Raw genomic sequence first — 23,692 nt, 5'->3', positions numbered from 1 at the left:
AGAACGGGCACGAATCTGACCAGCGATCAGCATACAAGCCGGGGCGACCCTGTGCGAATCCGCCCGCGCCAGATCACATCGGCCCACGGCTCGGCACCGCTGCGCCCGGGCCGCAGAGCCGACTCGCGCAGCCCGCCATCGCCGGTGATCCACACTTCGGGCGACCTGGCACCGCGGGGAGAGCTCTGCCACGATAGGCGGGTGATCACCGACGACGTCCCCACCTCTGCCAGCACTCCTCAGCGCGCCCGCATCTCGCAGCGGGTCGGCGCGATCGCCCCGTCGGCCACCCTCGCGGTCGACGCCAAGGCCAAGGAGCTCAAGGCCGCCGGGCGCCCGGTCATCGGTTTCGGCGCCGGCGAGCCCGACTTCCCCACCCCCCGGCACATCGTCGACGCGGCCATCGAGGCGGCATCGGATCCGGTCAACCACCGCTACTCCCCCGCCGTCGGCCTGCCGGCGCTGCGGCAGGCCCTGGCCGAGAGCGTCTCCGCCTCCACCGGTCTGACCGTCGAGCCGGCCCAGACCCTCGTGACCAACGGCGGCAAGCAGGCCGTGTACCAGACCTTCGCAACGCTGCTGGACCCGGGCGACGAGGTGCTGCTGCCGGCCCCGTACTGGACGACCTACCCCGAGGCGATCCGCCTGGCCGGGGCCGCGGACGTGCCGGTCCTGGCGGGCGCGGACCAGGGCTACGTGCCCACGATCGCTCAGCTCGAGGCGGCCCGCACCGAGCGCACCCGCGCGATCGTCGTGTGCTCCCCGTCGAACCCGACCGGCGCGGTCATGACCCAGCAGCAGCTGCGCGAGCTGGGCACCTGGGCCCTGGAGCACGGGCTGTGGGTGATCACCGACGAGATCTACCAGCACCTCACCTACGAGGGCGTCGCCTTCACCTCGATCCTCGCGGCGGTCCCCGAACTCGCCGAGACCACCGTGATCCTCGGCGGAGTGGCGAAATCCTTCGCGATGACCGGCTGGCGCGTGGGCTGGATGGTCGGGCCGCGGGACGTCGTCGCCGCGGCCGGCAATCTGCAGTCCCACCTGACCTCCAACGTCAACAACATCGCCCAGCGCGCCGCGATCGCCGCACTGACCGGGCCGACGGAGCCCGTCGAACGCATGCGCGAGGCCTTCGACCGTCGCCGCCGCACCATCGTCGAGAAGCTGGCGGCCGTGCCGGGCTTCACCGTGCCCACCCCCACCGGGGCGTTCTACGCCTTCCCGGACGTCTCCGGCGTGCTCGGCCGCGAGATCCGTGGCAGGCAGGTCACCACGTCCACCGAGCTGGCGACCGTGATGCTGGAGGAGGCGGAGGTCGCCGCCGTTCCCGGCGAGGCCTTCGGGGCCCCCGGCCACCTGCGCTTCTCCTACGCACTGAACGACGACGACCTCGCCGAGGGCATCGACCGTCTGGCCGCGCTGCTGTCCGAGTGAGCCCCGCGGGCCCGGACGAGGGCACCCCGCGCGACCTCGCCGCTCTGCCGAAGGCGCATCTGCACCTGCACTTCACGGGGTCGATGCGCACCTCGACCCTGCGGGACCTCGCCGGCGAGCGCGGGATCCTGCTGCCTCGGTCACTGACCGATGAGGTGGCACTGCAGGTCGAGCCGACCCACCGCGGCTGGTTCCGCTTCCAGCGGCAGTACGACGCGGCCCGTGCCGTCGTCGACGGCGAGGACGCCATGCGCCGGATCATCCACGAGGCGGCGCAGGACGATGCCGCCGAGGGCTCGGGACGCCTGGAGCTGCAGGTCGATCCCACCAGCTACGCGCCGTTCGTCGGTGGGCTCACCGCGGCGATGGAGATCGTGCTGGACCAGGCGGAGCGGTCCGAAGCGGCGACCGGAGTGAGCATCGGGATCATCGTCGCCGCCTCCCGTACCCGGCACCCCATGGACGCCCGAACCCTCGCGCGCCTCGCCGCGCGTCACGCGGGCAGAGTGATCGGTTTCGGCCTCTCCAACGACGAGCGCCGCGGCACCACCGAGGAGTACGGGCCGGCGTTCCGCATCGCCCGCGGAGCCGGGCTGCTCTCGGTGCCCCACGGCGGGGAGCTGCTGGGACCGGACCACGTCCAGGAGGTGGTGGAGCACCTGGCTCCCGATCGTCTCGGCCACGGGGTGCGTGCGGCCGAGGACCCTCGCCTGCTCGAGCGCATCGTCGAGGCCGATATCGGCCTGGAGGTCTGCCCCGCCTCGAACGCGTCGCTCGGTGTCGTCGCCGAGCCCGGCGATGTGCCGCTGCGGCAGCTGGTCGACGCCGGAGCGCAGGTCGCCCTCGGGGCCGACGATCCCCTGCTGTTCGGCTCCCGCCTCCTGGACCAGTACGAGACCGCCCGGGCCGTCGGGCTCTCCGACCCCGAGCTCGCCGATCTCGCCGCCGCCTCCATCAGGCTCTCGGGCGCGGACGACGCGACCCGCACGCGGCTCCTGGCCGGCGTGCGCGACTGGCTGGAGGGCGTACGGCCGGAGGGTGACTGGCCGGGAGGCGACCCGCCCGACCGGGCCTGACCTCCACCCGACCGAGGCCTCGACCCAGTTGGGTTCCGATCCGTACCAGCTGAGTGGAACGTATCGGAACCCAACCCATCCGGCCGCCGGAATAGGCCCGGAGAAAGAACCGGGATGGGCCCGCGGGGAGCAATGGACCCGCAGGGAGACGGGCGCCGCCGGCCCCGGGGAGCTCAGCGGCCCTGGCCGGCCCCGGAGAGCTCAGCGGTCCTGGCCGGCGCCCTCGGACGGCAGGGCCAGGAAGAACTCCGGGGCGGTGAACCCGCGCTCGGCGAACGCTGCCGCGATCGCCTCGGCCACGCTCTGGGCCTCGTCGGCCTCGACCAGGGCGATCGTCGACCCTCCGAAACCGCCGCCGGTCATGCGGGCGCCGTGGGCACCGGCCGCACGCGCCGCGTCGACCGCGACATCGAGCTGGGCGACGGTGACCTCATAGTCCTCACGGAGGGAATCGTGGGAGGCATTCAGCAGCCGGCCCAGCTCGGCCACGTTCTCGCGCACGGTGCCGGAGGCGAGCAGTGCGTCGAAGTCCTTGACCCGCTGGATCTCGGTGATGGAGTGGCGGGCACGGCGACGGACCACCTCGTCCTCGATGCGCGGCAGCAGCTCTTCGAGCCGACCGGCATCGGCCTCACGCAGGGTCGCCACCCCCAGGGCCTCGGCGGCGCGCTCACTGTCCGCGCGGCGCGCGGTGTACTCGCCATCGACATGGGAGTGCTCCGCGCGGGTGTCGGTGATCAGCAGCGCGAGGCCCTGCTGGGCGAGGTCCCACGGCACGGCCCGGGTGGAGAAGTCACGGCAGTCCAGGAACAGGGCGTGGCCGGCATGGGAGAGCACCGCGGCGGACTGATCCAGCCCGCCCGTGGACGCCCCGGCGAAGGAGGTCTCGGCGGTGATGGCGGCCTTGACCCGATCCAGCGGACCGGTCCCCAGGCTCAGCAGCGCCTCGATGGCCTCCGCCGCAGCGCATTCGAGCGCGGCGGAACTGGACAGTCCCGCACCGAGCGGCACCTGGCCGTCGATCATCACATCCATGCCCTGGGTGGTGGCCCCGGAGATGTAGGGCCGCAGGGCCCACAGCACGCCGGCGACGTACGCCGGCCAGCCGTCGATCGCTCCCGGCTCGAGGTCGCGCGCGTCGATATCGAGCACCCGATCGTCCTGAGCGGAGCGCAGGCGCACCCGGTCGGTGGGCGTCCGGGCGGCCGCCGCGTAGCAGCGGTGCGAGATCGCCATCGGCAGGCACAGCCCGTCCTGGTAGTCGACATGCTCGCCGATGATGTTCACGCGTCCGGGCGCCGACCAGACCCCGTCGGGCTGGTATCCGAAGGACTCGAGGAACAGCGACTCCGCCCGCTCGGCGGCCTCGGTGCGATCGGGGGCGGCGGACAGCACGACCGCGGCGGATCCGTCGGCCGTGGAGTCCGCCGCTCGGGCGCCGACGGATCGGGCGCCCTCGGTCAGGGTCTCGGCGGTGCCGGCGTCTGCGGCAGAGGTCATCGTCTTCCTTCCGGAACTCTTGAGGGCCGGGGCACTGGCCATACCGCGCGGTAGGCCCCGGCACGGCGACCGAAAGTGTAACCCCCGGGGCGTCGGCGGCCCTCGTCAGCGCGTGAGGTTCACGCGCGTGAGCAGCGGCCGCGGCCGCTGTCAGGGCCTGAGCGCGAGGCAGGCCACCGACGGCGCGGGGATCGGGTCCCCGGCCACGGAGAGCTCGTCCCGCTCCAGGCGCAGCACGTCGATGCGGTCGCTCTCCTGGGCAGCGACCAGCACCAGGTCGCCGAGCCGGGTGAAGTGGCGCGGGTGCGCCCCGACTTCGATCTCCGAGACGAGCTGCGGCCGCATCTGGGCCAGCGACAGCGCGGAGACGGTGTCCGGCCCGCGATTGGCGACCAGCAGCACGGACTCGTCGGCCGACAGCTCCACGTGCGAGAGCGCGTTGTCACCCTCCCGGCCGCTGGCGGCGGTGCTCGAGCGCACGCTCCACTCGCGCGTCGCACCCTGCGGAGCCGACGCGCCGGGGCGTTCGGCCGGGACGTCCCGTCGCACCGCGGTCGCGATCATGCCGGAGCGCTCGCACGAGATGTGCAGCTGCTCGGACTCATGGTCGGGCGCGAGGTGGCGCGGGCCGCTGCCGCGCGGCAGGGGGATCTCGCCCGCCAGGTCGACCTCTCCGGTGGAGTCCTGGCGATAGAGGAACACCCGGTCCAGGCCGAGATCCGGAACGGCCAGGAGGTCGGTGCCGGGAAGCGCCACCACCTGGTGGGGGTGCGGCCGGCCGCCGTCGGCCAGGGAATGGTGGTCATCGCGGTCGACCGACTCGACGGGCAGGCCCTCGGCGTCCAGGCGCACGGTCTCGACGGTGCCGGAGCCGTAGCCGGCCACCAGCAGGGTCGACGGGGAGCGCCCGAAGGCCAGGTGGCAGCCACCGGCGGCCGCCAGCCGATGATCAGCGACGACGTCGGCGCTGCGGCCGTCCTGCCCTACGCGCACCGCCACCACGCGGGCCGGATCGGTCTCGAGCACCGCATACAGGAGCGTCCCGTCCGGGCTCCACAGCACGAAGGACGGATCCGGCAGCTCCACACTCGCCCCGCGTTCGACCGTCAGCGCCGGGGCACCGTCCGCTCCGCCGGGGACGCCGGTTCCCTCGGTCGTCAGCCGGAGCAGTTCGAGACCGGGGCCCCGGCCGGTGCCGCTCCGGGAGTAGCAGCCGACGGCGATCAGTGCGGGGATGCTCATGGGGTCTCCTCGGTGTCGGTGCGCCGCCCGTGGTTCTCCGGCGGATCCTCCGGGCCCCCGCTCTCCTCCGGGACCCCGGGATCTTCGAGGTCCTCGAACATCGCGGGAGACAGCGCTGTCATCTCGCCCGTCATCGTAGACGGTTCGACCACCTGCGCCCCGCGGCGCCTGCGGAAGCGTCGCGAACCGAGCGTCAGGCGACGACGGCGCAGGGTGGTGAACGGCGAGGAGATGCTCGGGGTGTAGGCGATGCCGCTGCGCCGGAAGTAGGGCAGCGCGCGGGAGGCCAGCATCTGCCCGAGCACGGCCCCCGAGGCGATCCCCACGGCGATCTCGGCGGCGGCGAACAGCTCGGCCGCTCCGGTGGACATGTCCCCGCTGAGCCCGAGCAGGCCCGCGTAGATTCGACTGCCGGGGACCAGAGGGATGACCCCGCCCATCACGAACAGCAGGCCCGGGGCCCGCAGTCGATCACCGAGGACGACCGAGGCGACACCGGAGACGAAGGCTGCGATGGCCACGGCGTACACGCCCTCCGGGGTGAGGCTCTTGACCAGGTGCGAGATGCTGGCCGAGCCTGCGGCGACCAGCGAGATCCAGGGCAGCATGCGCCACGGCACCTGGGTGCCCACCCCGTAGCCCAGACCCATCCCGATCCCGGAGATGACGACGACGAGGGTGGTGGTCAGAGAGAGCGGCAGGGCGGCGCTGACCGAGATGTCGGCCTCGATCATGTCGGCCAGCAGCATGCCGCCGCGCACCCCGGCCACGACGCCCACGGTCATCATCAGCGTCTCCAGGATGCGGCCGGCGGCGGTGACGTACCAGCCGGTGACGGCGTCCTGGACCGCGCCGATCGAGGAGAGTCCGGCCAGCTGGACGATGATGCAGGAGACCACCACGATCGAGGAGTTCACGGTGGGGTCGATCAGGTTCACGAGCACGGCGGCGCTGACCCCGAGGAAGCCCCCGAGCGCCTGCCCGTAGAACGGGGGGATGTGCAGCCGGGCAAGGTACTCCCCCGCCGCGATCAGCAGCCCGGCGGTGAAGGTCGCCGCGACGACCACGAGCACCCCGGCACCGAAGCTCAGCGCGGCCGATCCGCCCATCACCGCGAAGCCGGAGACCACCAGGGGCAGCTTGTACGCCGGGGCCTCGCGGGGAATCGCCTCGGCCCGGCGGCGGGCTTCCTCCAGCGGCAGCTCACCGGAGATGTAGTCGTGGGTGATGTCCTCGAACGCGGCCAGCCGTGCGAAGTCCTGGACCCGGGCGCCCGCCGAGCGGACCCGGGTGAACGGGGCCGAGGACTCGTCGGCGAGGTAGGAGATCGTGACCTCGTCGAAAGTGACCTGGACCGAGACGTTGCGGTAGCCGGAGGAGCTGGTGACCCGCAGCACGGTGGCCGTGACCTCCGAGGCCGCGGCCCCGTTCGTGAGCAGGCCCTCGCCGATCCTCATGGCGAGGTCGAATACGGCATGCAGACGTGCGGAATCGGTGGGCACAGCTCTGATCGTGCCACACTGGGCGCCGTGGAAAACACCATGCCCGACCCCCACGATCGTCATACTCCTCACGGTGCGCTGGAGGCCCTCCTGGAGGGCAACACGCGGTTCTCCGAAGGACGTTCGCAGCGCCCTCATCAGAGCGATGAGCACCGCCGCGCGCTCGCCCGCGGACAGCAGCCGTTCGCCGTGGTCCTCGCCTGCTCCGATTCCCGGGTGACCGTCGAGTTCCTCCTCGACCAGGGCTTCGGAGACCTCTTCGTGGTCCGCACCGCGGGGCACGTGCTGGACCGCTCGGTGCAGGCCTCCATCGAGTTCGCCGTCGAGCAGCTCGGCGTCTCCGCGGCGATGGTGCTGGGCCACGAGTCCTGCGGCGCGGTCGGTGCCGCCCAGCAGTACCTGGCCGACGGCCGCGAGCTGCCCGGGGCGATGCCCGCGCTGGTCGAGGGCGTGCGCGGCCACCTCGACCCTGACGGCTCCGCAGCCGACGGCGTGGACCATCACGTGATCGGCACGATCGAGGACCTGCTGGCCTCCTCCGACCTGGTGCGCAGCGCACACGAGGAGGGACGCCTGGCCGTCGCCGGCGCGGTCTACGGTCTGGTCGACGGCCGCATCCGCCTGCTGACGGCGCACCCGGAACGGGACTGACCCGCGTCAGAGCCCGTCGGAGCCGACGAGGCCGGCCCCGAGAGAGCCGAGGGGCTGACCCGCCGGGGAGCCGACCGGACTGGCCCCCGGAGAGCCGGCGGGACCGACCCGCGTCGGCGATGAGCCGACCCGGGTCAGAGATTCGGTGCGCTCGAGAGCACGCCGATCCCGATCGCCAGCAGGGCCAGCACGCTCACATCCAGCGCGCGCGAACGCACCGCCAGGGCGCCGACGGTGCGCACCGGCAGCACAGCGCGCAGCAGTGCAAGCACTCCCAGCAGCGCCGCGAGCAGGGCGCCCGCCCACGGGGTCGATACCGTCGTGCCCACGACCAGGATCCCGGCGAGCGCGCACAGGGCGAGCGTCAGTACCGCCTGCCGACGGAAAGCGGCACGCAGGGTGAACGGGGATCGGTCGGCACGCACGGCTCCATGCTACGGCCGACGCGCCGGCCGCGCGCCTGCCTGTCTGATCGGCCGGCGGCCCGGCGGGGCGACGGCCCGACTGCCCGACTGCCCGACTGCCCGACTGCCCGACTGCCCGAGGGGCCGAGGGGCCGACTGCTCGACGACGTGACTGCCCGACTGCTCGACGACGTCGAGACGGCCTCGATACGCCCGCGGCAGTCGCCGCGGCTGGTTACCCTGGCCGGGGCCGGCACTGCCGTCGGCCGTCCGCCCGATCTGGAGGATTCCGCGATGACCGTCCCCGGTACCACGCAGCACGCCGGCACGCGGAGCGAGCACGACCTGCTCGGCGACCGCGATGTGCCGGCCGACGCCTATTACGGCATCCAGACCCTGCGGGCGCGGGAGAACTTCCACATCACCGGCGTTCCGCTGAGTCACTTCCCCCGTCTGATCGAGGCGCTGGCCCAGGTCAAGCGGGCCGCGGCCCGCGCGAACAACCAGCTCGGGGCGCTCGATGACGAGCGGGCCGCCGCCATCGAGCAGGCCTGCGCGGAGATCGTCGACGGTGCCCTGCACGAGCATTTCGTCGTGGACATGATCCAGGGCGGTGCGGGTACCAGCACCAACATGAACGCCAACGAGGTCATCGCCAACCGGGCGCTGGAGATCCTGGGCCGGCAGCGGGGCGAGTACGACCGGCTGCACCCCAACAATCACGTCAACCTCGGCCAGTCCACCAACGACGTGTACCCCACCGCGGTGCGTCTGGCGATGATGCTGTCCTTCCCCGCGCTGGCGGATGCGATGGACTCGCTGATCGGGACGCTGCGCTCCAAGGGCGAGGAATTCTCCTCGGTGCTGAAGGTGGGCCGCACCCAGATGCAGGACGCCGTGCCGATGACGGTCGGCCAGGAGTTCAACGGCTGGGCGACGACGATCGCCGAGGACGTCGAGCGCCTCACCCGCACCGCGACCCTCTTCCAGGAGATCAACCTCGGCGCGACCGCGATCGGGACCGGCATCACCTCCGATCCGGGCTACGCCCAGTTGGCCACGCAGGAGCTCGCTGAGCTCACCGGTGTGCCCTTCACCGTCTCCGCGGACCTGGTCGAGGCCACCAGCGACACCGGCGCCTTCGTGACGTTCTCGGGGGTCCTCAAGCGGATCGCGGTGAAGATCTCCAAGATCTGCAACGACCTGCGGCTGCTGTCCTCGGGGCCGCGGGCGGGCCTGGCGGAGATCATCCTGCCGGCCGTGCAGCCGGGCAGCTCGATCATGCCGGGCAAGGTGAATCCGGTGATTCCCGAGGTCGTCAACCAGGTCGCCTTCGAGGTGATCGGCAACGACCTCACGGTGACCTTCGCGGCCGAGGGCGGGCAGCTCCAGCTGAACGCGTTCGAGCCCGTGATCTGCTTCAACATCCTCGAGTCCACGCGCATCATGATCCGTGCCATGAACACCCTGGCCGATCGCTGCATCGCGGGGATCACCCTGAACGAGCACGTCCTGGACAGCTACCTGCGACGCTCGATCGGAGTGATCACGGCCCTGGTCCCGGTGATCGGCTACGCCGCCGCGACGGACGTGGCCGCCACCGCGCTGGAGACGGGACGCCCGGTCGCCGATCTCGTCCTGGAGCGCGGCCTGGTCGACGAGCGCCGCCTGCAGAGCCTGCTCTCCCCCGCCTCGATGACCGCCCCGGTGCGGGCCACCTCCACCGGCACGTTCCCCGCGCCGGAGAACGCGAAGCTGGATTCCGGGGAGATCACCCGCCTGCCCACGGAGTCCAGCGGCGACTGACCCCGGGCAGAGGCGGCGCTCAGCTCACTCGTCGGCCTCTTCCATCTTGCCGCGCATCACCAGCTTCGGATCCGGCTTCCCGACGACTTCGTGGTCCTTGTCCTCGTACTCGAACTGGGAGAGGAAGTAGCGCATCGCGTTCAGGCGCGCACGCTTCTTGTCGTTGGAGCGGATGATCGTCCACGGCGCGTACTTCTTGTCCGTCCGGCGGAACATCTCCTCCTTGGCCTGGGTGTAGGCCTCCCAGCGGTCCAGGGACTCGAGGTCCATCGGGGACAGCTTCCAGCGGCGCACCGGGTCCAGCTGGCGGATCGCGAAGCGGGTGCGCTGCTCCTTCTGCGAGACCGAGAACCAGAACTTGGTGAGGTGGATACCGGAGTCGACGAGCATGCGCTCGAAGTAGGGCACCTGGTTCATGAAGGTCTCGTACTGCTCCGGGGTGGCGAAGCCCATCACGCGCTCCACACCGGCGCGGTTGTACCAGGAGCGGTCGAACAGCACGATCTCGCCCTCGGTGGGCAGGTGCTGGACGTAGCGCTGGAAGTACCACTGGCCGCGCTCGCGGTCGCTGGGCTTGTTCAGCGCGACGACGCGGGCGGTGCGGGGGTTGAGGTGCTCGGTGAAGCGCTTGATGGTGCCGCCCTTGCCGGCCGCGTCCCGCCCCTCGAAGATGATGATGGCCTTCTGGTCGTTGTCCTCCAGCCAGTACTGGTACTTCAGCAGCTCCACCTGGAGGCGGTACTTCTCGAGCTCGTACTCGTCGCGGTCCATGCGCGTGTCGTACGGGTACCCCTCCTGCCAGGTGTAGACGGGGTTGCCCTGGGGGTCGATCAGGTCGGGGTCGGGGGTGTGCCCGTCCGCGACCGTGTACCCCTCCTCGCGCAGATGTTCGATGTACTCGCGCAGGCTCTGGTTGTCCGGGATCCTCACGGTCGCTCCTTCGGTCGCTGGTCTATGCACCCCACCCTAGGTCTCCATCGTGACCGAGCGGTGAACAAACCGGGACGACCCACCGGCGCGACGGGCGGATGTGCGCAGGCAAGAGCTGCCGAGGGCAGGGGCTCGGACGCGGTCGTGGGCCTCAGTGGGCGAAGTGGCGGGTCCCGGTGAGATAGAGCGTGGCGCCGGCGGCGCGGCAGGCCTCGATCACGTCCTCGTCGCGGATGGAGCCGCCGGGCTGGACGATCGCCTTCACCCCCGCGTCAAGCAGGATCTGGGCGCCGTCGGCGAAGGGGAAGAACGCGTCCGAGGCCGCCACGGCGCCGCGGGCGCGCTCCGGGGCGGCCTCGCCCTCGGCGTGCTCGCCGAGCGTGTTGGCACGGGTGACAGCCAGGCGGCAGGAGTCCAGGCGGTTGACCTGGCCCATCCCGATGCCGACGGCCGCGCCGTCAGCGGCCAGCAGGATGGCGTTGGACTTCACCGCGCGCACGGAGCGCCAGGCGAAGGCGAGGTCGGCGAGGGTGGCCTCGTCGGCGGCCTCCCCGGCGGCGAGGGTCCAGTTGCCGGGATCATCGCCCTCCGCGTCGAGGCGGTCGGCATCCTGGACCAGGGAGCCGCCCCAGATCTCATGGATCTCGACGGGCCGCTGGTAGGCGCCCTGGAGCCGGAGGATGCGGAGGTTCTTCTTGGTGCGCAGCAGGTCGAGCGCCTCGTCGTCGTAGGCCGGGGCCAGGATGACCTCGGTGAAGACGGGCTTGACCTGCTGGGCCATGGCGAGGGTGACCGGACGGTTGGTGGCGATGACGCCGCCGTAGGCGGAGACCGGGTCGGTGCCATGGGCACGCCGATGGGCGCCGGCGATGTCCTCGCCCTCGGCCGTGACGGCGATGCCGCAGGGGTTGTTGTGCTTGACCACGGCCACGCACGGGCGCTCATGGTCGAAGGCGGCGCGCACGGCGGCGTCCGCATCGACGTAGTTGTTGTAGCTCATCTCCTTGCCGCCGAGCTGCTCGGCGCCGGCGATACCGGGCTGGTCGTCGTCGATGACGGCGACGCGGGCGCGCTGGTGGGGGTTCTCGCCGTAGCGCAGGGTGCGGAAGCCGGAGGCGGCGGCCTCCTCGTCGGCCATGTCCAGCACGAAGGCGGCGGAGCCGCTGGGCCCGTCGGCCTCGTCCTCGCTCGCGCGGCCGGGGCCGGCGCCCTGGCCCTCGTCGGCATCCTCGGTGAGCCGGCTCAGCATCCAGTCGCTGATGGCCTCGTCGTACTCGGCAGTGCGGGTGAACGCGATGGTCGCCAGCTCCTGGCGCTCGGCCTGGGTGAACCCGCCCGCTGCGGCGGCGTCGGCGGCCCGGGAGTAGTCCTGGGGATCGACGACCACGGCGAGGGAGGCGAAGTTCTTGGCGGCCCCGCGCACCATGGACGGCCCGCCGATGTCGATCTTCTCGATGATCTCCTCGAAGCTGCCGCCGGCGGCGACGGTCTCGCTGAAGGGGTAGAGGTTCACCACGACCAGGTCGAAGGCCTCGATCTCGTGGGTGCTGAGCTGTTCGCGGTGCGAATCGAGCCGCTGGTCGGCGAGGATCCCGGCGTGGACGCGGGGATGGAGGGTCTTCACGCGTCCGTCGAGCATCTCCGGGAACCCGGTGACGGTCTCGACGTCGGTGACCGGGGTGCCGGCCTCGCGGATGGTGGCGGCGGTGGAGCCGGTGGAGACGATCTCGGCGCCGTTATCGGCCAGGGTGCGGGCGAGCTCGGTGATGCCCGTCTTGTCGAAGACGGAGATGAGGGCGCGGCGAATCGGGCGGCGTGCAGCGGTGTTCACGTGGCGTGCTCCTGTTCGGATCTGTTCCTTGCCGCGGGCACCCAGGCGGTCGATGCCCACAGACGTCACTCCCCGGTGGTCTCCCACCTTCGCCAGTCGTGTGAGGCCACTGTATCCGGACCTCGCGGGCGGTGCCCGGCTCGGTCAGGATCAGTCGGCCCGGGTCAGGACGCGGCGGTCAGCCGCCGCACGACGTCGACCAGGAGCGGCTGCTCGGCACGCTTGATGCGCTCGTGGAGGGACTCCTCCGTGTCCGTGTCCAGCACCTCGACCGGGGCCTGGGCGAGGATGCGGCCGGTGTCGACACCGGCGTCCACCTCGATGACGCTGACGCCGGTGACCTTCACCCCGTGGGCGAGGGCGTCGCGGACGCCGTGGGCGCCGGGGAAGGACGGGAGCAGGGCCGGGTGGGTGTTGATGATGCGTCCGCCGTAGGCCTCCAGCAGCGGGGGGCCGACGAGTTTCATGAATCCCGCCAGCACGACCAGCTGCGGGTCCAGGCGGGCCATGGCGCGCGCGAGGGCCTGATCCCACGCCGGACGGTCCGGATGGTCGCCGAGCCGCACCACCTCGGTGGGGATCCCCTCGGCGCGGGCGTGCTCGAGGCCGGAGGCGTCGCGATCGGCGATGACGCCGACCACGGTGTACGGGCAGTCCTGGTCCTGGGCGGCGCGCAGCAGGGCGGCGAGATTGGAGCCGGTGCCGGAGATGAGGACGGCCACGGGGGTTCGGGTCACCGGATGTCGCATCACCGGGTCAGCGTAATGCGGGCACCGACCGCGACGCTCCACGCCCATCCGGCCGAGGCCTGTCCGGCTCGATCTGCGGCGAGGGGCTGGGCTGGGCTGGGCTGATCAGGATCAGTCCCGGCGAAGCGGGCACAATGGGATCGATGAGCAGCGAACAGAACAGCGATCGGGGCACGGCGTCGAGCGGCAGGGGGTCGGCGCGGCACCGTCGGCTGTTGGGCGGGCTGACGCTCGCGCTGCTGGCGTCCTGGCTGCTGACGCTCGCTCCCCTGCCGTTCTCCCTGTTCGCCGGGGTGGCGGGCCTGGCCGCGCTGGTGCTGCTGATCCTGCTGGTCGTGCAGTCCTTCCGGGAGGGGCGCCGCGGCATGGCGATCATGGCGGCCGTGATCGGCGTGCCGGCCACGCTGATGATCATCACCGGCTCGCTGCTCTCGCTGCTGTTCTACGGGCCGATGGCGGAGATCCAGGAGTGCCGCGCGACGGCGATCACCGAGCAGGCGCAGTCGCAGTGCGATGTCGAGGCGCAGGACTCGATGGCCGAATGGCTCAGCGGTCTTCTGGGCGGCTGAGACCGAAGGCGCCATCGGCGTCGCCCTCGGCCTCGACCCCTTCGCCGGTCGCGCTTCGTCCGTCGGCCTCGCTCGCTTCGTCGGTCGCTCTTCGTCCGTCGGCCGAGCCCGGTGCCTCGCCGGCGTCGCCGTCAGCGTCGGACTCGCTGTGTCCGTCGCTCGGGTCGTCATCGCCAGCGCCGGCCCCGCCGGTGCGCGGGACGGGCTCCGACTCCGGCACGTCCCGTTGCGTGTCGGACCCGCTCTGCGACGGGGTGTGCCGGTGTGCGTCGTTCTGGGCGGTGCGTCCGCGAGGGTGGGTCGTCTCCGAGCGCTCGGCCTTCTCGGCGCCTTCCACCTTCTCGCGCAGCGAGGCGACCAGGGCGCGGGACCAGTCGATCAGCGGGGTGGCCATCACCACCAGCACCACAGCGGTGGAGACCACCACGATGCCCGTCAGCGGGAGCACCAGGCTGTCCATCTGCGGGCCCAGGTGGACGAGGCGGCCGTCTCCGATGCCACCGGTGGACAGGCCCGCCAGCAGCAGCACCGCGAGGATCACCGACGCCGGGTAGGCGATCCAGGCGGTGACGCGGTCGCGCAGCTCGAGGTCCGCGACGTTGCCGACGAGGTTGACGGCGCCGGCCGCGACGGGGATCGCGGGAAGGACCAGCAGCGCCCACATCCAGCCGGGGAAGTCCCCGGGGCCCGGCAGCGCACCCAGCATGGGCAGCGCCGGCATCACGCCGGTCTCGGCGCCGGCCAGCGAGATCCCCGTCGAGGTGCCCACACCGATGGTGCCGCCGACGACGACCACCAGCGCCCACAGAGCCAGCAGCGGCAGCAGTGCGAGCTGGATCAGGGTCAGCACGATGCCGCCGACGATCCCGGGCGAGAGGGACTCGAACAGCGAGGACTGCGCGGGCAGGGAGACCAGCAGCATCACCACGGTCACCAGCATCCCGAGCCCGAGCAGGCCCACCACGGCGATCAGCGCGGCCCGGGCGATGTCGCCGTACGGGCTGGGCAGGAGGTCGAGCACGCGCACCCCGGGAACCGTCGAGGTGGCGTCACGGCGCAGGGAGAACAGCACCCCGGCCAGGCCGCCGAGGACGGCGATCATCGCGCCGGAGACCAGCGCCGAGGTCACCACGGGGCTGGCCTCGGCGCTGCGCCCGATCCCGGCCAGCACCGCCAGCCCGACGGCGTAGACGAACGCATAGGAGCCCAGCGCCCCGCCGGCGTCGCGCAGGGCGCGGGCGCGCAGCACGCCGTCGTCGCGGACCAGCCGCAGGGCCCGTCCTACCCGGCGCATGCCCAGCAACGAGATCGCCAGCAGCACGATGAGCAGCCCGAACGGGGTCAGGGTGACGGCGCCCTCGACGACCCCTGTGCTCAGCACGATCCCGCCGCCATGGCCGAGGACCAGCAGGTTCAGAGCGATGATCACCGCGTCCAGCACGGTCGCGGAGGACCTCGTGCCGGCGACCTGGGCGGCCAGCGCAGGGACCACCACCACGGCGAGCGCCGTCCCGAGGGAGAGGATCGCGGCGATCGCGCCACGGGCCACGGGCGTCGCGATGCTGTCGCCGTTGCTGCTCACGGGATGCTCCTTGGGCGGGTCACGACGGGGAAGCGGAGCCGAGGGGGCTCCGGGGCCGGCACCCCGAGGTCGGGGTCGCCGGTCCATAGTCGCACCTCGGCGCGGCCGGGCCGTGCATCCGGGGAGGGGACACAGGTCACGGCGCGGGGCGCGGCGGGTGCCGCATAATGACACGGATGTCCGCCCCGAATCCCAGCCCTGAGGCCGCCGCCGAACCGGTGACGCTCTCCGCCCGCACAGTCCGCATCGAGGAGCCGGTCGACCTGCTGGGCCATATCCCGGTCGGGGTCAGCGCGGCATGGCTGCGGCACGGTCAGGGCATGGTCGCGCTCGGCTCGGCATGGTCGGTGCGCACGGCCGGCCCGCATCGCTTCGCCGCCGCCAGCGCCGCCTTCCGAGCGGTCGCCGCCCGTGCCCGCGTCGATGATGAGGTGCGCACCCGCACCAGCGGGCTGCTCGCACTGGGCAGCTTCTCCTACGCGGATTCTTCGGCGAGGTCGTCCGTGCTGATGGTGCCGCGGGCCGTGCTGGGGGTCCATGACGGGGAGTCATTCCTGACCGTGGTCGGGGTCGACGAGGACCCGGTCATGCCGGCCTCCTGGCGGGATCTGTTCTCCTCCTCCCCCGTCGTGTCCGCGACGCCGGGAGCCCTCGAGGTGGAGGCGGAGCACACGCCGGACGAGTACCAGTGGCTGGTCCGCGACGCCGTCGAGGAGATCCGGCAGGGCGGGGCCGCGAAGGTCGTGCTGTCCGAGCGCACGACGGTTCGTTCCGGGACCCCGATCGAGCCGGCGGTGCTGCTGACGCGACTGGCCCGCGACTATCCCAGCACCTGGGTGTACCACCTGGACGACGTGGTCGGGGCGAGCCCGGAGATGCTCGCCCAGACCGAGCACGGCCGGGTCTTCTCCCGCGTGCTCGCGGGCACCCGGCCGGTGGCCGACAACGGCGAGCTGGACGAGGCCGACCGTCGTGCCTTCCGCGCCGACGCCAAGGAGCTCTCCGAGCACGCATTCGCCGCGGAGTCCGTGGTCGAGCGTCTCGCCGGCCTGGCCGAGGACATCGAGGTCTCCTCGGAGCCGTTCGTGCTGCGTCTGCCGGGGCTGGAGCATCTGGCCTCCGACGTCTCCGCGAGGCTGCTCGAAGGCGTGACGAGCCTGGATGTCGCCTCCCGGCTGCACCCCTCGGCGGCTGTCTCGGGCACGCCCCGGGACGCGGCCGACGAGATCATCTCCCGTCTGGAGACGCACGACCGCGGCGGATATGCGGCACCCGTGGGGTGGATGGACGCCCACGGCGATGGACAGTGGGCGATCGCGCTGCGGATGGCCCATCTGGTCGATGAGCACACGGCACGACTGCACGCGGGCGGCGGGCTGGTGGCCGCCTCGGATCCGGTCTCGGAACACGCTGAGGTCCTCGCCAAGTGCCGCCCGATGCTGCGCGCTCTGCGCGGCGAGCCGACTCAGGATCCTGCCGGGCGCGCCTGACCTGACCGGGGCGCAGCCGGGGACTCGCGGCCCGGCTCAGGAGTGAATGCTCAGGAGTGAATGCTCAGGAGGGCGCCTGGCCCAGCGTGATCTGGAGTTCCTGGACGTCCTGGTCGCGGACCACGGTCAGCGTGTGCTCGGAGTCCACCGGCAGTCCGCGCACCACCCCGGTCAGCGCGGCTGCGCTGCCCACGGGCGTCTCGTCCACCGCGGTGATCAGATCACCCTCCTGCAGCCCGGCCTGCTCCGCAGGGCTCCCGGGCTCGACACTGACCACCTCTGCGCCCCGGTGGGTGACATCGCCGACGGTCTGCGCCCCGTCGGTGCTGGTCACACCGACGTACGCGTGGTCGGCCGTGCCGTCGGCCTGGAGCTGACCGGCGATCATCGCGGCCGTGTTCGAGGGGATCGCGAAGCCGAGGCCGATGCTTCCGGCCTGACCGGAGGCGTTGGGGATCCCGGCGATGGCGGTGTTGATGCCGATCACCTGGCCGGCGGCGTCCACGAGCGGGCCCCCGGAGTTGCCGGGGTTGATGGCCGCGTCGGTCTGGATCGCGGAGGTGTACGTGGCGTCGGAGCCGTCCGTCTCGTCCCCCGAGGCCGTGACCGGCCGATCCAGCGCCGAGACGATGCCGGTGGTCACCGTGTTCTCCAGTCCCAAGGGAGTCCCGAAGGCCATCACCGACTGACCCACCGTGACGGTCGAGGAATCGGCGAAGGTGGCCGGCTGGAGACCCTCCGGCGGGGAGTCCAGGCGGATCACCGCGAGGTCCGTGGTGGGGTCGGTGCCGACGACGGAGGCGGAGTAGGACAGGCCGTCGCTGGTGGTCACCTGCGCGGACTCCGCGTCGGTGACGACGTGGTTGTTGGTCAGGATCGACCCCTGCTCGTCGAGGATCACGCCGGTGCCCTGGCTGGTCCCGGCCCCCGAGGAGACCTGGATCGCGACGGCGCTCGGCGCGACCTGATCGGCGACCGCCGTCCAGTCCGGATCCTCGGTGGAGGACACCGCGGTGGGGCTGGCCGTCGTGCCAGGAGACGGGGTCGACTGCTCCGTCGCCGGCGCCTCCGGATCGATGAACTCGTCGTAGGCGACGACGCCGCCGAGGGTCGCGCCGCTGGAGAACAGCATCCCCAGTGCCACCAGCGCCGTCACCCCGCCCCAGCCGGGGCCGCGTCGCCGTGGTGCCGAGCCGGCCGGCGGGACCGCGGACGGAGCCGAGCCGGCCGCCGGGGTCGCGGCCGGAGCCGAGCCGGCCGCCGGGGTCGCGGCCGGAGCGGATGAGGCCGGGGAGGCGAAGGGGTCGGAGTACGTGCCGGCCGCGGGACCCCACGCGGCTGCGTCCTCCGCTGCCGGTGGGTACGCGGAGTCGTCGCCGGGCCCGGACCCGGCGTGGTCCGGGGTCGGCTCGAACTGCTCGGTCGGCGGAGTGTCCTGGGCGCCGCGGTACCCGCCGGGAAGGTTCGGGTCCCCCGGGCCCCCGTACCCGAAGAACGGGGCGGCATGGTCGGGGGTCGACGCGGCGTCGTCGTGGTTCTCGTACGGTTCGCGCTCGTCCTTCATGTCATTCATGGGACCACCTCTGCTGCCGAATTCGACGATTGCGAGCTGGACCCTTCCTGGACGAGGAACGCCCGTAGCCCGGATCCCGACTGTGCCAGTGCTGCGGGCAGGCTGTCCGCGTCCACGCGCTGCACGGCGGCGCCCAGAGCAGTCACGGCGCCGGCGATGTCCACGCCGTGCGGAGTGGTGAAGAACCGCCGCAGCAGCTCGGGAGGGGCGGCGGCGTGCTCAAGGCCGGAGAAGATCCGGCCACCCCCGTCGTCGACGACGATCACATCGAGGTCGGGGGTCTGCTCGTGGGGACCGATGACCAGCCCGGTGAGGTCGTGCAGAGCCGTGAGGTCGCCGGCCAGCACCCGCACCCGGCCCGGTGCGGCCCCGGCCTCGGTTCCCGCCCCCGGCACGTCGCCGGAGCCGCGAAGGGCCAGGGCGATGCCGCCGGCCATTGAGAGGGTGCCGTCGATCCCGGCCAGACCGCGGTTGGCGATGATGCGCCCTGCGGTGGCGCCCGCGTGCTGCTCGAGGTCGCGGATCAGGCTCGAGGAGCCGAGCACGAGCAGGTCGTCCTCACCGGTCGCGTTCCAGACGGCGAGGGCGGCCCGCTGCTGCCAGGCAGCCGTCAGCTGCGCCGTGCGGTCCGCGGCGGCGCGGCGCCACGCCTCCAGGCGCTCCTGGCGCGCCGCGACCTCGAGGCGGTCCTGCTGGTTCTCGGACCGGTCCTGCTGCTCGTCCTCGCCGGTGCCGGCGCCGGTGCCGGCACCGGCACCATCGCCAGTCCCAGCGCCGGATCGGATGCTGTCGGCCAGGGCCGGGTCCTCCCCCGCGGCCGCGGGGACGACGAGGCGAGCACGGCGTGCGGCGTCGGCCCAGTCGGGATGCTGGTCGACCACGATCACCTCGACGTCCTCGGCGCCGAGCAGCTGGCCGATCACGGGCCGCGAGAGGGTCGGGTGCCCGAACACGATGGCCCGCTCGGGCCGCAGCGGGTGGTCCGGGTCGGCCATGATCTCCGCGAGCAGTGCGGGGTAGCCGGGCACGAGCGTCGCGCCGCCGCGCGCGCCGGAGCTGGGTTCGGCCAGCAGCGGCAGGTGGTGGCGCTCGGCGAATCCGCGCGCAGCCGCGCCGGCGTCACCGGCGACGACGACGGTGCGCGCGCTGACCGGAACGGGATGCGCCGGCGGCGGCACGGGCGCCGGGCGGTGGGTGAGCACGATCCGCTCGCGCTCCCCCGCGGGGATGTCGGCGGCAGGGGCCCGGGGTACGAGAGGGTCGCGGAACCCGAGGTTGAGGTGGACCGGGCCGGGATGCTCGCCCGTCGCGACGGCGAACGCGCGGGCGGCCACCGAGACGGCGGTGCGCAGTTCGGCCGGCGTGGCGCCGGTGGCCGTGGGGGCGGGCAGATCGGCGTCGAAGCGCACCAGCGAGCGGAACATGCCGGCCTGCCGCGTGGTCTGGTTCGCGCCGACGTCGCGCAGCTCGGCGGGTCGATCCGCGGTCAGCACCAGCAGCGGCACGCGCGAGTGGTGGGATTCCATCACGGCCGCCAGCAGGTGCGCCGTCGCGGTGCCGGAGGTGGTGGCCACGACCGCCGGATGCGCGCGGTCGTGGCGCGAGAGCCCCAGGGCGGTGAAGGCGGCGGCACGCTCGTCGATACGCACGTGAGAGCGGATCTCTGCGGCCGGACGGGGCTCGCAGAGCCCGTAGACGAGCGGGGCGGAGCGCGACCCCGGGGCGAGGACGGCGTCCCGGACGCCGAGCGCTGCCAGTGCGTCCCAGATCGCGACCGCTTCCTCGACCGCGCCGGATCCTGCGGGACGGGGTGTGCTGATCGACGAGGGCGGCGCGGGAAGGGCGGTCTCGTGCATGTTGCCAGAGTAGTTCGGCACAGCCGTCACCACCGCGCGGCGCAGACCTCCAGGCGTTCCTGCCACCGGGCGGCGAGCTCGGGCGGCGCCGCATGCCGCTCCAGCAGCTCCGGCTCGGGCTCGGGACGGCCGACGGGGATCGTGCCGCCGGCTGCATGCAGCGGCTCGGTGACCAGATCCCCAGTGAGCAGGGCGGCGGTGGCGAGGCCGCAGGCATGGGTGAGCTCGGGCAGGGCGGCGGCGAACGCGAGGCCGGCGCTGAGACCGACGCTGGACTCCAGGGCGGAGGAGACGACCACGGGCAGGCCTGCCTGCTCGGCGAGGTCCAGGCACCGTGCCACGCCCCCGAGCGGCTGCACCTTCAGCACCAGCACGTCGGCCGCCTCGGCCCGCGCCACCCGCAGCGGGTCCTCGGCCCTCCGCACCGATTCGTCGGCCGCGATCGGGATGTCGAGGGCGCGGCGCACCGAGGCGAGATCCTCGATGCTCGCGCAGGGCTGCTCGGCGTACTCGAGGCCCCCGGCGGCCCGGTCCAGCACCGGCAGGGCGGCCAGCGCCTCCTCCAGGGTCCAGGCGGCGTTGGCGTCGATGCGGAGCCGGGCATCCGGTCCCATCGCGTCGCGCACGGCCTCCAGCCGCGCGGCGTCCTCGGCCAGGGTCGAGGCGGGATCGGCGACCTTGACCTTGGCGGTGCGGGCGCCGCCGACGGTGGCGATGCGGTGGGCCAGCACGGCGGGGACCACGGGGATGGTGGCATTGACCTCGATCTGCTCACGACGCGGAGCCGGGCGGGGATCGGTGGCGTCGGCGAGCGCCGCACGCAGCCAGGTCGCCGACTCGTCGGCGTCGTAGTCCCAGAACGGGGAGAACTCGGCCCAGCCGGCGGGCCCGTGCAGGAGCAGTCCGTCCCGTTCGGTGATGCCGCGGAAGCGTGTGGTCAGGGGGATCGACCAGGCGAGGACACGATCGATGCCGCGCTCGCGCAGAGCGGTGGGGATGCGCATCCCTCGAGGTTAACGGGACGAGGGCCGCCGGCCGAAACCGCGGGCCCGTCCTCCGCGGCGCTGAGGTACGGGGAGCTGATGTCCGAGGCGAGCCCGGACTACCCTGAGTCCCATGACCTCCGCCGCCGCTGCTTCGTCATTGCCCCCGTCGGTCTCCGAGACCTTCGATCCCCGTCGGTGGCGGGAGGTGACGCCGGCAGAGCACGGCGGGCAGGCCCTCAGCGATGTCACCTATCACCGGGCCGTCGAGCGCATCGAGAGCCCGGACGGGGAGGCGACCATCCGCGACCTGCCCTGCGTCCGGGTCGCCTTCGATCGGCCCGAGGTGCGCAATGCCTTCCGTCCCCGAACGGTCGATGAGCTGTACCGGGCGCTGGATCATGCCCGCCTGGATCCCGGCGTCGGCGTCATCCTCCTCACCGGCAACGGCCCCTCGCCCAAGGACGGCGGCCGCGCCTTCTGCTCCGGCGGCGACCAGCGCATCCGAGGCCGCTCCGGCTACGAGTACGCCGAGCAGGAGGAGCTGGGCGAGACCTCGCAGGTGCGCGCCGGCTCCAGCGGGCGGCTGCACATCCTCGAGGTCCAGCGTCTGATCCGCACAATGGGGAAGGTCGTCATCGCCGTGGTCAACGGATGGGCGGCCGGCGGCGGGCACTCCCTGCACGTGGTCGCCGATCTGAGCATCGCTTCCCGCGAGCACGCGCGCTTCAAGCAGACCGACGCCGATGTGGGTTCCTTCGACGGCGGCTACGGCTCGGCCTACCTCGCCAAGCAGGTGGGCCAGAAGCGGGCGCGGGAGATCTTCTTCCTCGCCGAGGAGTACTCCGCCCAGGACGCCCTCGACTGGGGCGCGGTGAACCGGGTGGTGGACCATGCGGACCTCGAGGAGGAGGCGCTGCGGCAGGCCGCGGTGATCGCCACCAAGTCCCCGCAGGCGATCCGGATGCTGAAGTTCGCCTTCAACCTGGCCGACGACGGGCTCATGGGCCAGCAGGTCTTCGCCGGTGAGGCCACCCGACTGGCCTACATGACCGACGAGGCCGCCGAGGGCCGTGACGCCTTCCTCGAGAAGCGCTCCCCCGACTGGTCGCCGTTCCCCCACCCCCAGGGCTGAGCGCGCCGTGACTCCCCCGTCCCAGCGCGCCGCGGCTCCCCCGCCCGAGCGTCCCTGGCTCATCCCGCCCCGCGACGATGCCTCCGCCGCCTCCCTGGACGCGCACGCCCGCGCCATCGACGAGGTCATGGCCGGCACCGGGAGGCTGTGGCTGGGCCCCTTCGATCCTCCGCCGACTCTGCCCGCGGGGTTCGAGGAGACCGCGCTGGTGGTCCCGACCTCCGGGTCGACCGGGACCGCCAAGGCAGTGGCCCTGACCCGCCAGGCGCTGCTGGCCTCCCATGACGCCACGGCCGCCCATCTGGCGGCGGACGTCTCGGCGGGAGCCGGCACCTCCACGCGGTCCCGGAGCGCTGTGGCCGGATCCGGGGGGCACGGGTTCTGGCTCCCGCTGCTCCCGCCGACCCACATCGCCGGAGTGCAGGTCATCGCCCGCGCCCACCGCACCGCCCAGGTGCTGGGCCTGCCCGAACCGGCTCTGCCGGACCCGCTGCCGGACCTGCGGGGGCATTTCGACGCCGCCGCCTTCGTCGCGCTGGCCGAGCCCGCGCTCGAGCAGGCCGCTGCGGCCGGGCTGCCCGCGTTCACCTCGCTGGTCCCCACCCAGCTCACCCGGATCGTCACCGGGGGCTCCGGGGCCGACGCCCGCGCCCGCGCGGTCCTCAAGCGCTTCGACGCCGTGCTCGTCGGTGGCGCCGCGACCAGAGGTGACGTGCTCGCACGAGCCCGCGCCCAGCGGATCCGCGTCGTCACGACCTACGGGTCCTCCGAGACCGCGGGCGGCTGCGTCTACGACCGTCGGCCGCTGCCGGGGGTGCAGCTGCGGGTGCAGGCGCCCGACAGCGACGGCGCGGGGCGGCTGGCGATCATCTCCCCCACCCTGGCGCTGGGCTACCTCACCGCGGACGGCGGCACCGACACCGCGGCGTTCTCGCAGGACGAGCCCCGTTCCTTCAGCACGTCGGACCTCGCCGAGCTCGACCCGGACGGCGCGCTGACCGTGCTGGGCCGTGCCGACGACGTCATCAACACCGGCGGCCGGAAGGTCCTACCGCAGGATGTCGAGCGCGCCATCGACCGCTCCCTCATGCTGCGCGGGCTGGTGCGCTCCTGTGTCGTGGTGGGGGTGGATGATCCCGAGTGGGGCCAGCGGGTCGAAGTCCTGGTCACCCTCGAGGCGGGCGCGGAGCCCGCAGAAGCGCCGTCGCTCGTGCGCTCCGCCCTGCGTACCAGCGACGTCCCGGCGCACATGGTCCCCAAGCGGGTCCATGTGGTCGAGGAGCTGCCCCTGCTGGGGATCGGGAAGGTGGATCGGGCCGCGGCCCGGCGCCTCGCAGCCGGATGAGCGCGGCCGCCGGGCTCTGCGTCGCTGTGCC

General features: G+C 72.8%; 19 protein-coding genes. 8 read left to right on the top strand and 11 right to left on the bottom strand.

Annotated features, from left to right (window positions below):
- Nucleotides 1-201: 201 nt before the first annotated feature.
- A complete protein-coding gene (locus tag ACFQS2_RS06345) occupies nucleotides 202-1,437 on the top strand; it encodes a pyridoxal phosphate-dependent aminotransferase (protein WP_377020013.1) in 1,236 nt (411 codons plus the stop codon).
- A complete protein-coding gene (locus ACFQS2_RS06340; protein WP_377020014.1) occupies nucleotides 1,434-2,513 on the top strand; it encodes an adenosine deaminase in 1,080 nt (359 codons plus the stop codon). The genes ACFQS2_RS06345 and ACFQS2_RS06340 overlap by 4 nt, the downstream gene beginning before the upstream one ends.
- Nucleotides 2,514-2,714: 201 nt before the next feature.
- On the opposite strand, the gene galK is transcribed toward ACFQS2_RS06340, so the two are convergent.
- The 3 genes from galK to ACFQS2_RS06325 form a co-directional block, all read right to left on the bottom strand.
- On the bottom strand, nucleotides 2,715-4,013 hold the full coding sequence (gene galK / locus ACFQS2_RS06335; RefSeq protein ID WP_377020015.1) for a galactokinase: 1,299 nt from the start codon (nucleotides 4,011-4,013) through the stop codon (nucleotides 2,715-2,717).
- A 150-nt stretch (nucleotides 4,014-4,163) separates the two neighbouring features.
- A complete protein-coding gene (locus ACFQS2_RS06330) occupies nucleotides 4,164-5,255 on the bottom strand; it encodes a lactonase family protein (protein ID WP_377020016.1) in 1,092 nt (363 codons plus the stop codon).
- The gene (locus ACFQS2_RS06325; protein WP_377018135.1) at nucleotides 5,252-6,757 is read right to left on the bottom strand and encodes a threonine/serine exporter ThrE family protein; all 1,506 of its coding nucleotides are present in this window, start codon (nucleotides 6,755-6,757) and stop codon (nucleotides 5,252-5,254) included. Before ACFQS2_RS06325 ends, ACFQS2_RS06330 begins: the two co-directional genes overlap by 4 nt.
- 39 nt (nucleotides 6,758-6,796) lie before the next feature.
- Here ACFQS2_RS06325 and ACFQS2_RS06320 point away from each other — a divergent pair, with 39 nt between their 5' ends.
- Nucleotides 6,797-7,408 carry a carbonic anhydrase gene (locus ACFQS2_RS06320; protein ID WP_377018136.1) on the top strand — a complete coding sequence of 204 codons (612 nt, stop codon included), beginning with the start codon at nucleotides 6,797-6,799 and terminating at the stop codon, nucleotides 7,406-7,408.
- A gap of 134 nt (nucleotides 7,409-7,542) precedes the next feature.
- Here the strand turns inward: ACFQS2_RS06320 and ACFQS2_RS06315 are convergent, their stop codons facing one another.
- On the bottom strand, nucleotides 7,543-7,833 hold the full coding sequence (locus ACFQS2_RS06315; RefSeq protein ID WP_377018137.1) for a DUF3017 domain-containing protein: 291 nt from the start codon (nucleotides 7,831-7,833) through the stop codon (nucleotides 7,543-7,545).
- Between the two features lie 273 nt (nucleotides 7,834-8,106).
- On the opposite strand from ACFQS2_RS06315, the gene ACFQS2_RS06310 reads away from it, so the two are divergent.
- The gene (locus ACFQS2_RS06310) at nucleotides 8,107-9,618 is read left to right on the top strand and encodes an aspartate ammonia-lyase (RefSeq protein WP_377018138.1); all 1,512 of its coding nucleotides are present in this window, start codon (nucleotides 8,107-8,109) and stop codon (nucleotides 9,616-9,618) included.
- Nucleotides 9,619-9,642: 24 nt separating this feature from the next.
- Here ACFQS2_RS06310 and ppk2 read toward each other — a convergent pair whose 3' ends face one another.
- From ppk2 to purN, 3 genes are all read right to left on the bottom strand, one after another.
- On the bottom strand, nucleotides 9,643-10,548 hold the full coding sequence (gene ppk2, locus ACFQS2_RS06305; protein ID WP_377018139.1) for a polyphosphate kinase 2: 906 nt from the start codon (nucleotides 10,546-10,548) through the stop codon (nucleotides 9,643-9,645).
- Between the two features lie 151 nt (nucleotides 10,549-10,699).
- A complete protein-coding gene (purH, locus tag ACFQS2_RS06300; protein WP_377018140.1) occupies nucleotides 10,700-12,379 on the bottom strand; it encodes a bifunctional phosphoribosylaminoimidazolecarboxamide formyltransferase/IMP cyclohydrolase in 1,680 nt (559 codons plus the stop codon).
- A 164-nt stretch (nucleotides 12,380-12,543) separates the two neighbouring features.
- Complete coding sequence (gene purN / locus ACFQS2_RS06295) at nucleotides 12,544-13,128, bottom strand: phosphoribosylglycinamide formyltransferase (RefSeq protein WP_377793130.1); 585 nt, start codon at nucleotides 13,126-13,128, stop codon at nucleotides 12,544-12,546.
- Nucleotides 13,129-13,271: 143 nt separating this feature from the next.
- Between purN and ACFQS2_RS06290 the strand changes: the two genes are divergently transcribed.
- A complete protein-coding gene (locus tag ACFQS2_RS06290; RefSeq protein ID WP_377793087.1) occupies nucleotides 13,272-13,697 on the top strand; it encodes a hypothetical protein in 426 nt (141 codons plus the stop codon).
- On the opposite strand, the gene ACFQS2_RS06285 is transcribed toward ACFQS2_RS06290, so the two are convergent.
- Nucleotides 13,675-15,279, bottom strand: a complete 1,605-nt coding sequence (locus tag ACFQS2_RS06285; RefSeq protein WP_377793086.1) for a DUF6350 family protein — start codon at nucleotides 15,277-15,279, stop codon at nucleotides 13,675-13,677. The two genes, ACFQS2_RS06290 and ACFQS2_RS06285, sit on opposite strands and share 23 nt — an antisense overlap.
- Nucleotides 15,280-15,455: 176 nt before the next feature.
- Between ACFQS2_RS06285 and ACFQS2_RS06280 the strand changes: the two genes are divergently transcribed.
- Nucleotides 15,456-16,769 (top strand): isochorismate synthase MenF, encoded by a 1,314-nt coding sequence (locus ACFQS2_RS06280; RefSeq protein WP_377793085.1) that lies wholly within the window; start codon nucleotides 15,456-15,458, stop codon nucleotides 16,767-16,769.
- 64 nt (nucleotides 16,770-16,833) lie between these two features.
- Here the strand turns inward: ACFQS2_RS06280 and ACFQS2_RS06275 are convergent, their stop codons facing one another.
- Genes ACFQS2_RS06275 through ACFQS2_RS06265 form a run of 3 tightly spaced genes read right to left on the bottom strand, consistent with a single transcriptional unit; the run spans nucleotide 16,834 to nucleotide 21,202 of the window.
- The gene (locus ACFQS2_RS06275) at nucleotides 16,834-18,342 is read right to left on the bottom strand and encodes a S1C family serine protease (protein ID WP_377793084.1); all 1,509 of its coding nucleotides are present in this window, start codon (nucleotides 18,340-18,342) and stop codon (nucleotides 16,834-16,836) included.
- A complete protein-coding gene (gene menD, locus ACFQS2_RS06270) occupies nucleotides 18,339-20,198 on the bottom strand; it encodes a 2-succinyl-5-enolpyruvyl-6-hydroxy-3-cyclohexene-1-carboxylic-acid synthase (RefSeq protein ID WP_377793083.1) in 1,860 nt (619 codons plus the stop codon). The genes ACFQS2_RS06275 and menD overlap by 4 nt, the downstream gene beginning before the upstream one ends.
- Nucleotides 20,199-20,224: 26 nt before the next feature.
- Complete coding sequence (locus ACFQS2_RS06265; RefSeq protein ID WP_377018147.1) at nucleotides 20,225-21,202, bottom strand: o-succinylbenzoate synthase; 978 nt, start codon at nucleotides 21,200-21,202, stop codon at nucleotides 20,225-20,227.
- A 112-nt stretch (nucleotides 21,203-21,314) separates the two neighbouring features.
- Between ACFQS2_RS06265 and ACFQS2_RS06260 the strand changes: the two genes are divergently transcribed.
- A complete protein-coding gene (locus tag ACFQS2_RS06260) occupies nucleotides 21,315-22,316 on the top strand; it encodes a 1,4-dihydroxy-2-naphthoyl-CoA synthase (RefSeq protein WP_377018148.1) in 1,002 nt (333 codons plus the stop codon).
- A gap of 7 nt (nucleotides 22,317-22,323) precedes the next feature.
- On the top strand, nucleotides 22,324-23,661 hold the full coding sequence (locus tag ACFQS2_RS06255) for an AMP-binding protein (RefSeq protein WP_377018149.1): 1,338 nt from the start codon (nucleotides 22,324-22,326) through the stop codon (nucleotides 23,659-23,661).
- Nucleotides 23,662-23,692 lie beyond the last annotated feature (31 nt).

Source organism: Brachybacterium sp. GCM10030267 (assembly GCF_042666875.1).
Classification (GTDB): domain Bacteria; phylum Actinomycetota; class Actinomycetes; order Actinomycetales; family Dermabacteraceae; genus Brachybacterium.
This window is presented reverse-complemented; position numbering and strand designations above follow the sequence as displayed.

What these genes read in the sequence shown, in the direction of transcription:
- ACFQS2_RS06310 (WP_377018138.1), top strand. Translation starts at nt 8,107, where the DNA reads ATGACCGTCCCCGGTACCACGCAGCACGCCGGCACGCGGAGCGAGCAC.
- ACFQS2_RS06280 (WP_377793085.1), top strand. Translation starts at nt 15,456, where the DNA reads ATGTCCGCCCCGAATCCCAGCCCTGAGGCCGCCGCCGAACCGGTGACG.
- ACFQS2_RS06320 (WP_377018136.1), top strand. Translation starts at nt 6,797, where the DNA reads ATGCCCGACCCCCACGATCGTCATACTCCTCACGGTGCGCTGGAGGCC.
- galK (WP_377020015.1), bottom strand. Translation starts at nt 4,013, where the DNA reads ATGACCTCTGCCGCAGACGCCGGCACCGCCGAGACCCTGACCGAGGGC.
- purN (WP_377793130.1), bottom strand. Translation starts at nt 13,128, where the DNA reads ATGCGACATCCGGTGACCCGAACCCCCGTGGCCGTCCTCATCTCCGGC.
- menD (WP_377793083.1), bottom strand. Translation starts at nt 20,198, where the DNA reads ATGCACGAGACCGCCCTTCCCGCGCCGCCCTCGTCGATCAGCACACCC.
- ACFQS2_RS06265 (WP_377018147.1), bottom strand. Translation starts at nt 21,202, where the DNA reads ATGCGCATCCCCACCGCTCTGCGCGAGCGCGGCATCGATCGTGTCCTC.
- ACFQS2_RS06330 (WP_377020016.1), bottom strand. Translation starts at nt 5,255, where the DNA reads ATGAGCATCCCCGCACTGATCGCCGTCGGCTGCTACTCCCGGAGCGGC.
- ACFQS2_RS06260 (WP_377018148.1), top strand. Translation starts at nt 21,315, where the DNA reads ATGACCTCCGCCGCCGCTGCTTCGTCATTGCCCCCGTCGGTCTCCGAG.
- ACFQS2_RS06290 (WP_377793087.1), top strand. Translation starts at nt 13,272, where the DNA reads ATGAGCAGCGAACAGAACAGCGATCGGGGCACGGCGTCGAGCGGCAGG.
- ACFQS2_RS06275 (WP_377793084.1), bottom strand. Translation starts at nt 18,342, where the DNA reads ATGAATGACATGAAGGACGAGCGCGAACCGTACGAGAACCACGACGAC.